Here is a 6,926-nt window from a genome sequence, read left to right on the forward strand (position 1 = left end):
TACCGACCGCCGCGCGCAGCAGCATGACCTGCTCGTAGGCCTGCGCGAACCGGCCCGCCGCCTGCCATTCCGGCCTGCCCGCGGCACGGCCGAGGCGTTGCAGCGCAAGCGGATCGACGCCGCGCTCGCTGCAGCGGGCCATCAGGTCGCGCAGTTCGGTGGCGAACCCGACGGTGCCGAGGGCCGGCCGCAGACGCACCGGCCAGCGCACCGGTGAGGCGTCGCCGTCCTCGACGTCGCCGGCCAGCAACTCGCGGATGATGCCGTCCTGCTCGGCACTGGTGATCAGCCGCGGCGGCGGGCTGCCGTTGCGCTGCGCGGCCAGCCGCAACACCGCGAACGCGTAGGAGTGCACCGTGCGCACCAGCGGCTCACGCACGACACTGCGACCTCCGGCCCCCAGCAGCGCCGTGGTGACCTCCGCCCGGGCCCGGGCGCTCAGCCGTGCCGAACCTGTCAGCAGCAGAACCGATTCCGGATCACGGCCGGCCTCGATGTGGGCCGCGGCGGTGTCCACCAGCAGCGCGCTCTTGCCGGTGCCCGGCCCGCCCAGCACCCGGACCGTGCCCCGCACGTCGCGTCGGGTCAGGGCCTCGGGCGTGAGTTCGGTGTGCGGGGCGGACATGCACGCATCAGATCACGGGGGTCCGACAAGTCCGCTCCGATGGACCCCGGCCCCGTCCACCTGGCAGCATCTGCACGTGTGACCGATGTGTTGTGCACCTACCGTTTCGGACCGCCCGGGTCGGCCCGGGTCCTGGCGATCCACGGATTGACCGGGCACGGCAAGCGCTGGGAGAGCCTGTTCACCCAGCACCTTCCCGACGTGCCCGCGATCGCCCCGGACCTGCTGGGGCACGGGCGCTCGTCATGGGACGCGCCGTGGACCATCGAAGCGAACGTGGCGGCGCTGGCGACCCTGCTGGAAGCAGAGGGCGGGGACCCGGTGGTGGTGGTCGGCCACTCCTTCGGCGGTGCGGTCGCGATGAATCTCGCGGCGCAGCGGCCCGACCTGGTCGCCGGTCTCGTGCTGTTGGACCCGGCAGTGGGCCTGGACGGTCGGTGGATGCGTGAGGTAGCCGAGGAGATGTACCGCTCCCCCGACTACACCGACCGGGCCGAGGCCCGCGCCGAGAAGGTGGGCGGATCCTGGGGCGAGGTCGCCGAGGACGAGCTGGACCGGGAACTCGACGAGCACCTCGTGGAGCAGGCCGACGGCCGGGTCGGCTGGCGCATCAGCATCCCGGCGATGTTGTGCTACTGGAGCGAGCTGACGCGCCCGGCGCCGGTGCCGCGTGACGGCACGCCGACGACGCTGGTCCGCGCGCTGCGCACCGACCCGCCGTACGCCGGTGACGGGCTGATCGCCACGCTCGAGGCCGGACTCGGACCGAGTTTCACTCTGCTGGAATGGGACTGCGACCACATGGTGCCGCTGGCCAGGCCGGCAGAGACCGCCGCGGTGATTCGCGACCACCTGAGCTGAGCATGGCCGCGATCACCGACGAACAGGTCGAGACGGTGCGCGGGCTCGTCGCGCGCATCCCGTCGGGCTCGGTGGCGACCTACGGTGACATCGCCGAGGCCGCAGGTCTTTCCAGCGCGCGGACCGTCGGATGGATCATGCGCACCGATTCCTCGGATCTGCCGTGGCACCGGGTGATCTCGGCATCGGGCCGACCGGCGGCCCACCTGGCCACCCGCCAGCTGGAGCGCCTGCGGGCCGAAGGTGTGCTGGCCGTCGACGGCCGGGTGCCGTTGCGGGAGTACCGGCACGCGTTCTGATCCGCGAAAGTGAAGCCAGGGTCGTCATCGCAGCCGGATCGCAGCCAGGAATGCTATTCCGCGGCAGATAGGGCCTAGACCGCGAGGCGGACCAGCGCTGCGGTGCGGGCCAGACCGGGGAACGCCGCGGCCGTCGACCGCGGGTGCAGCGCATGCACCGCCAACCGGAACATCAACGCGCGCAACAGCATCTGCGGCCACTCCGGCAGCGTCGACCACCGCTCGATCAGCGCGTCGTCGGCTTCACCCCAGGCCAGGGCATCCACCACGACCACTCCGGCCGCCCAGGCCGGTGGTCGCCAGTACGGCGTGATGTCGGTGATGCCGGGAGCTGCCGTACCAGCGAAAAGCACTGTGCCGTAGAGGTCGCCGTGCACGAGCTGGCTGGGGCTCTTGGTCGGGCGGCGCAGCGTCGCGAGCTGGTTGATCAGCTCGATGGACTTCTGCCCGTCGGCCGTGCCCGGCCCCACCCGTGCGCCCGGCGGCAGCGAGTGCAGCGGTCGTTCCTCCCAGGCCGCCCGGTCGGCGGCGGTGAACACGTCGACGTCGCCCCACGGCGCGACCGGCGGCTGGGTCAGGAACCTGGGCCGTTCCAGCTTCGCGGTGGCCTCGTGCAGCCGCACCGCGGCGGAGACGACCTCGTCGTGGCGCGGCTCAGGCGTCCCGGCCACGTACGTGTCGGCGCGCCAGCCCGCGACGACGTACCGACCGTCGGTCGAGCGCACCGGCCGGGCCAGGCGCACCCCGTCGACGAACAGCGTCTCGCGCACTTTGGCCGACCACGCGGCGCGCGCGTGGTCGGCGACCATCGACAGCACCACTTCGCCGCAGCGCCATCCGCCTTCCCAGCTGGATCCCAGCGGCGCAGGCTGCACTCCGGACAGCCCGAAGGCCGTGAGGACGTGCTCTGGCGGTCGCTCGGCGGTCACCGGCACAGCCTAATTGCCGCGGCGGCAAACCCGGCGTTAGTACATGACCATGTCGGGTTCGAGTTGCTTGCCCCAGGCCACGATCCCGCCCTGCACGTGCAGCGCGTCGGAGAACCCGGCCTTCTTCACGATGGCGAGCACCTCGGCCGAACGCACCCCGGTCTTGCAGTAGAACACCGGCGTCCGGTCCACCTTCAGTTTGGCCAGCGCTTCACCGGTTTCGAAGGCACCCTTGGGAATCAGCTCCGCGCCCTCGATGTGATTGATGTCCCACTCGACCGGTTCCCGGACGTCGATCAGCGACAGCGGCTTGCCCGAGTCCAGCAGTTCGCGAAGCTCGCGCGGGGTGATGGTCGACTCGGCGGCGGCCTCGGCGGCCGCGTCGGAGACCACGCCGCAGAACGCCTCGTAGTCGATGAGCTCGGTGATCTTGGGCGTCGACGGATCCTTGCGGATCTTGATCGTGCGATAGGTCATGTCCAGCGCGTCGTAGACCATCAACCGGCCCAGCAGCGGCTCGCCGATACCGGTGATCAACTTGATCGCCTCGGTGCCCATCACCGACGCGATCGACGAGCACAGGATGCCCAGCACCCCGCCCTCGGCGCACGACGGCACCATCCCCGGCGGCGGCGGTTCGGGGTACAGGTCGCGGTAGTTCAGGCCCAGCCCGTCCGGGGCGTCCTCCCAGAAGATCGACACCTGGCCCTCGAACCGGTAGATCGACCCCCACACGTAGGGTTTGCCGGCCAGCACGGCGGCGTCGTTGACCAGATACCGGGTGGCGAAGTTGTCGGTGCCGTCCAGGATCAGGTCGTACTGCTCGAACAGCTGCACGGCGTTGTCGGGTTCCAGCCGGAACTCGTGCAGCACGACGTCGACGAGCGGATTGATCTCGGCGATCGAGTCCTTGGCGCTCTGCGCCTTGGACCGGCCGATGTCGGACACGCCGTGGATGATCTGGCGCTGCAGGTTGGACTCGTCGACGACGTCGAACTCGACGATGCCGATGGTGCCGACCCCGGCCGCGGCCAGGTAGAGCAGGGTGGGTGAACCCAGCCCGCCGGCGCCGATGACCAGCACGCGGGCGTTCTTCAGCCGCTTCTGTCCGTCCACGCCGAGGTCGGGGATGATCAGGTGGCGGCTGTAGCGCGCCACCTCTTCGCGGGTGAGCTCAGCCGCTGGCTCGACCAGCGGCGGCAACGGTGTCGACACCGAAATTCTCCTTGGTTTGGCTGTCAGACCATCTCAGCAGGTACGGCTTCCAACAGCAACGAGGGCCCGACGCTTCCCGGCCGGTCACGGTGGTGCTAGGCGATCGGGTACGGCCACGGGTTGAAGCGGCACGTGTGTCCGTCGGGGGTGACGGTGCCGGGGTCGAACTTGGCCGCGTCGGTGTTGTTGGTCGAGAACGTCTGCTGCATCATGATCGGCGCCAGGTCGCCGTTGGCGGGGCACTGCTCGTGGCGCTGGTAGCCGATGGCGTGCCCGACCTCGTGGTTGATCACGTACTGCCGGTAGGACCCGATGTCGCCCTGGAACGGCACCGCGCCGCGCACCCACCTGGCCTCGTTGATGAACACCCGCGGCTGGCCGTCGAACGCCGGGTTGTAGCAGGAGGCTTCGAGCTGGATGTCGTAGCCGCAGCCGTCGCGGATCGTCATCGGCGAGGTCAGCGACACCCGGAAGTCGGGGACGATGCCGGAGGCCGCGTCGACCCGGGTGAACGCGAACTGCGGGTTGTGGGTCCAGCTCTTCGGGTTGGCCAGGGTCTCGCTGACCATCCGGGCGAACCCGTCGTCGCCGCCGAACGTGGTGGTGTCGAGGCCGTCCTCGACCTCGACGGTGTAGGTGAACACCTTGGTGGTGCCCTGCCCGACCTGCGGGGTGCCACCCGGCACGACGTGCCAGGTGCGCGCGCCGGCCTCGGTGAACGGGCCACCGTCGGGCAGGATGCCGGTCGGCAGGTTGGCGTCGAACTGGGTCAGGCCCTTGGGCGGGGCGCCGACGATGGACGTGCTCGGGACACCGATCGTCGGCGGTCCCTGCACCGGGCCCTCGTCCTCGACCGCCTGGGGGACGCTGGTGCCGGCGATGGTCTGGTAGAGCACGACCCCGGTCAGCACCACGAGCAGCGGCAGGGCGTAGGCCCGCCACCCGTAGGTGGAGACGAACCGGCCGATCCAGGTCTGCTTGCGCCAGCGCTTGTGCTCGTCGCGGTTCGACCGGGGCCGCCCAGGCTGCTCGGCCAGCGGGTCACGCTGAGCGCGCAGGGGCTCGCGCCAGTCGTCGCGAAGCACGGGGACGCGGCCGTCTCCGCGCCGCTCAGGACCCATAGGTCCTCCTCGCGTGCGGGAGTCGTAGGCCACCGGAACAGGATCTCACAGCGCGGAGGACATGCTGCTCTGGCGCGCCACCTGGGCTTCCGCAAACACCGGCGTGCCGCGTGTGCAGCGCTGTGACAGCTGTCCTGACGCGGATGGTCGGCCAACGGTAGTAAGGTCAGTGCGAGCGAATTCCAGACGCCGGTCGGGCCGGCCGTAGATCTCGAGGTTCTGATGAGCGAACTGGCCAAGACGGCGCAGCGACGAGGGGGTAAGCCGGCGAACGGCACCGCCCCTTCCGGCGCAGCCCGGCGGGGCAACCGGCTGCCCCGCGACGAGCGTCGCGGCCAGCTGTTGATCGCGGCCAGCGAGGTGTTCGTGGACCGCGGCTATCACGCCGCGGGCATGGACGAGATCGCCGACCGCGCCGGTGTCAGCAAACCTGTGCTGTATCAGCACTTCGCGTCGAAGGTGGAGCTCTACCTCGCGGTCCTGCAGCGTCACGTGGACAACCTCGTCTCGGGTGTGCGCCAGGCGTTGCGCACCACCACCGACAACCGGCAGCGTGTCCGCGCGGCCGTGCAGGCGTTCTTCGACTTCATCGAGCACGACGGTCAGGGCTACCGCTTGATCTTCGAGAACGACTACGTGACCGAGCCGCAGGTCGCCGCGCAGGTGAAGGTCGCGACCGAATCGTGCACCGACGCGGTGTTCGATCTGATCAGCCATGACTCCGGGCTGGAGCCGCACCGCGCCCGGATGATCGCGGTCGGGCTGGTCAGCATCAGCGTGGACTCGGCGCGCTACTGGCTCAACAACGAGCGCCCGATCGACAAGGACGACGCCGTGGAGGGCACCGTCCAGTTCATCTGGGGCGGCCTGTCGCACGTTCCGCTGACGCGGTCCTGAGCCGAGCGCGCACCGAAACTGCAACTACGCAGCCGTTCTCTCGAACTTTCGCTACCTGGATGCAGTTTCGGCGCTACTCGTCTACCTAGGTCGTCGACCTAGCCCTTGGCGACCTCTGCGCCGACGACGCCGAACCCGACCCGACGCGAGTCCGCGGCACCGATTTCGACATAGGCGATCCGGGTGGACTGCACCAGGAACCGGCGGCCCTTCTCGTCGGTCAGAGCCAGCACGCTGGGATCTCCGCTCAGCGCGTCGGTGACCAACTTCTCCACCTCGGCCGGCGTCTGCGCGCTGGCCAGAATCAACTCGCGCGGGCTGTCGGTGACACCGATCTTGACCTCCACGGTGGAAACCCTTCTGTTCGTGTGCTCGTACTCCAAGGAGGCTAGTGGACGTCGGCCTGAAGAGGCGGCGTCGGGACCCGCGTACGCGACGGGCGAAATCGCGCGCAGGCCGCCGAGGGGCCAATAACGCCGCAGCGATCGAACCGAGTCCCGACCGTGACCGCGGGGCAGGCGCGTCCGTCCCATCCGTCACTTCTGCCTCAGTAGCATCGGGCCCGAAATCGGAAATGACGACTGGGACAGCTGCATGAACAGGCCATACACCGCTACTTCACCGTATTCCCTGACGCCGACCGAGCGGATCCGAAGCCCTCGGGGCGGCCGTGGATACGGGACCTACGAAGACCAAGATCACTACGACGATCTGGACACCGACGCGCTGCCCCCGTTCCCGGGGGACTACCGCGGCGCAGACGACGGCGTGGAGGACTACGAGGACTACCTCGACGAGGAGAAGCTCGACCGCCGCTGGATGTGGATCGCGGGGGTGGCCGGCGCCGTCCTGTTCGTCGCGGTGATCACCGTCAGCATGATCCTGGGCGGCGGCGACAGCGGATCGGTGTCGGCGACCGTGGCCGCGCCGGTGCCGTCGAGCTCGGCCCCGGAACCGTCCGCCGCGCCGGCGCCGCGCG

At 69.8% G+C, this 6,926-nt stretch carries 8 protein-coding genes and 1 pseudogene; 4 read left to right on the forward strand and 5 right to left on the reverse strand.

The window, feature by feature from the left end; genetic code table 11:
• A partial coding sequence (locus MVA01S_RS27770; RefSeq protein WP_159426360.1) for a UvrD-helicase domain-containing protein occupies positions 1 to 625 on the reverse strand: 625 nt, incomplete at its 3' end.
• A 78-nt stretch (positions 626 to 703) separates the two neighbouring features.
• Between MVA01S_RS27770 and MVA01S_RS27775 the strand changes: the two genes are divergently transcribed.
• Together MVA01S_RS27775 and MVA01S_RS27780 are read left to right on the forward strand one after the other, a co-directional pair.
• Positions 704 to 1,486: an alpha/beta fold hydrolase gene (locus MVA01S_RS27775; RefSeq protein ID WP_040540423.1), complete on the forward strand. Its 783-nt coding sequence runs from the start codon at positions 704 to 706 to the stop codon at positions 1,484 to 1,486.
• A gap of 2 nt (positions 1,487 to 1,488) precedes the next feature.
• On the forward strand, positions 1,489 to 1,785 hold the full coding sequence (locus MVA01S_RS27780; protein WP_003929199.1) for an MGMT family protein: 297 nt from the start codon (positions 1,489 to 1,491) through the stop codon (positions 1,783 to 1,785).
• A 74-nt stretch (positions 1,786 to 1,859) separates the two neighbouring features.
• Here MVA01S_RS27780 and MVA01S_RS27785 read toward each other — a convergent pair whose 3' ends face one another.
• The 3 genes from MVA01S_RS27785 to MVA01S_RS27795 form a co-directional block, all read right to left on the reverse strand.
• Positions 1,860 to 2,714: a TIGR02569 family protein gene (locus MVA01S_RS27785; RefSeq protein ID WP_003929200.1), complete on the reverse strand. Its 855-nt coding sequence runs from the start codon at positions 2,712 to 2,714 to the stop codon at positions 1,860 to 1,862.
• 36 nt (positions 2,715 to 2,750) lie between these two features.
• Positions 2,751 to 3,929, reverse strand: coding sequence for an adenylyltransferase/sulfurtransferase MoeZ (moeZ, locus tag MVA01S_RS27790; RefSeq protein WP_003929201.1), 1,179 nt, complete (start codon positions 3,927 to 3,929; stop codon positions 2,751 to 2,753).
• A gap of 95 nt (positions 3,930 to 4,024) precedes the next feature.
• The gene (locus MVA01S_RS27795; RefSeq protein ID WP_003929202.1) at positions 4,025 to 5,050 is read right to left on the reverse strand and encodes a DUF3152 domain-containing protein; all 1,026 of its coding nucleotides are present in this window, start codon (positions 5,048 to 5,050) and stop codon (positions 4,025 to 4,027) included.
• A 222-nt stretch (positions 5,051 to 5,272) separates the two neighbouring features.
• On the opposite strand from MVA01S_RS27795, the gene fasR reads away from it, so the two are divergent.
• Positions 5,273 to 5,947 (forward strand): HTH-type transcriptional activator FasR, encoded by a 675-nt coding sequence (gene fasR, locus MVA01S_RS27800; protein WP_003929203.1) that lies wholly within the window; start codon positions 5,273 to 5,275, stop codon positions 5,945 to 5,947.
• Positions 5,948 to 6,045: 98 nt separating this feature from the next.
• On the opposite strand, the gene MVA01S_RS27805 is transcribed toward fasR, so the two are convergent.
• Positions 6,046 to 6,294, reverse strand: a complete 249-nt coding sequence (locus MVA01S_RS27805; protein WP_003929204.1) for a DUF3107 domain-containing protein — start codon at positions 6,292 to 6,294, stop codon at positions 6,046 to 6,048.
• A gap of 247 nt (positions 6,295 to 6,541) precedes the next feature.
• Between MVA01S_RS27805 and MVA01S_RS27810 the strand changes: the two are divergent.
• Positions 6,542 to 6,926 (forward strand): annotated as a pseudogene (locus MVA01S_RS27810) (hypothetical protein); the annotation flags it as partial.

Source organism: Mycolicibacterium vaccae NBRC 14118 = CIP 105934 (genome assembly GCF_001552715.1).
Classification (GTDB): Bacteria; Actinomycetota; Actinomycetes; order Mycobacteriales; family Mycobacteriaceae; genus Mycobacterium; species Mycobacterium vaccae.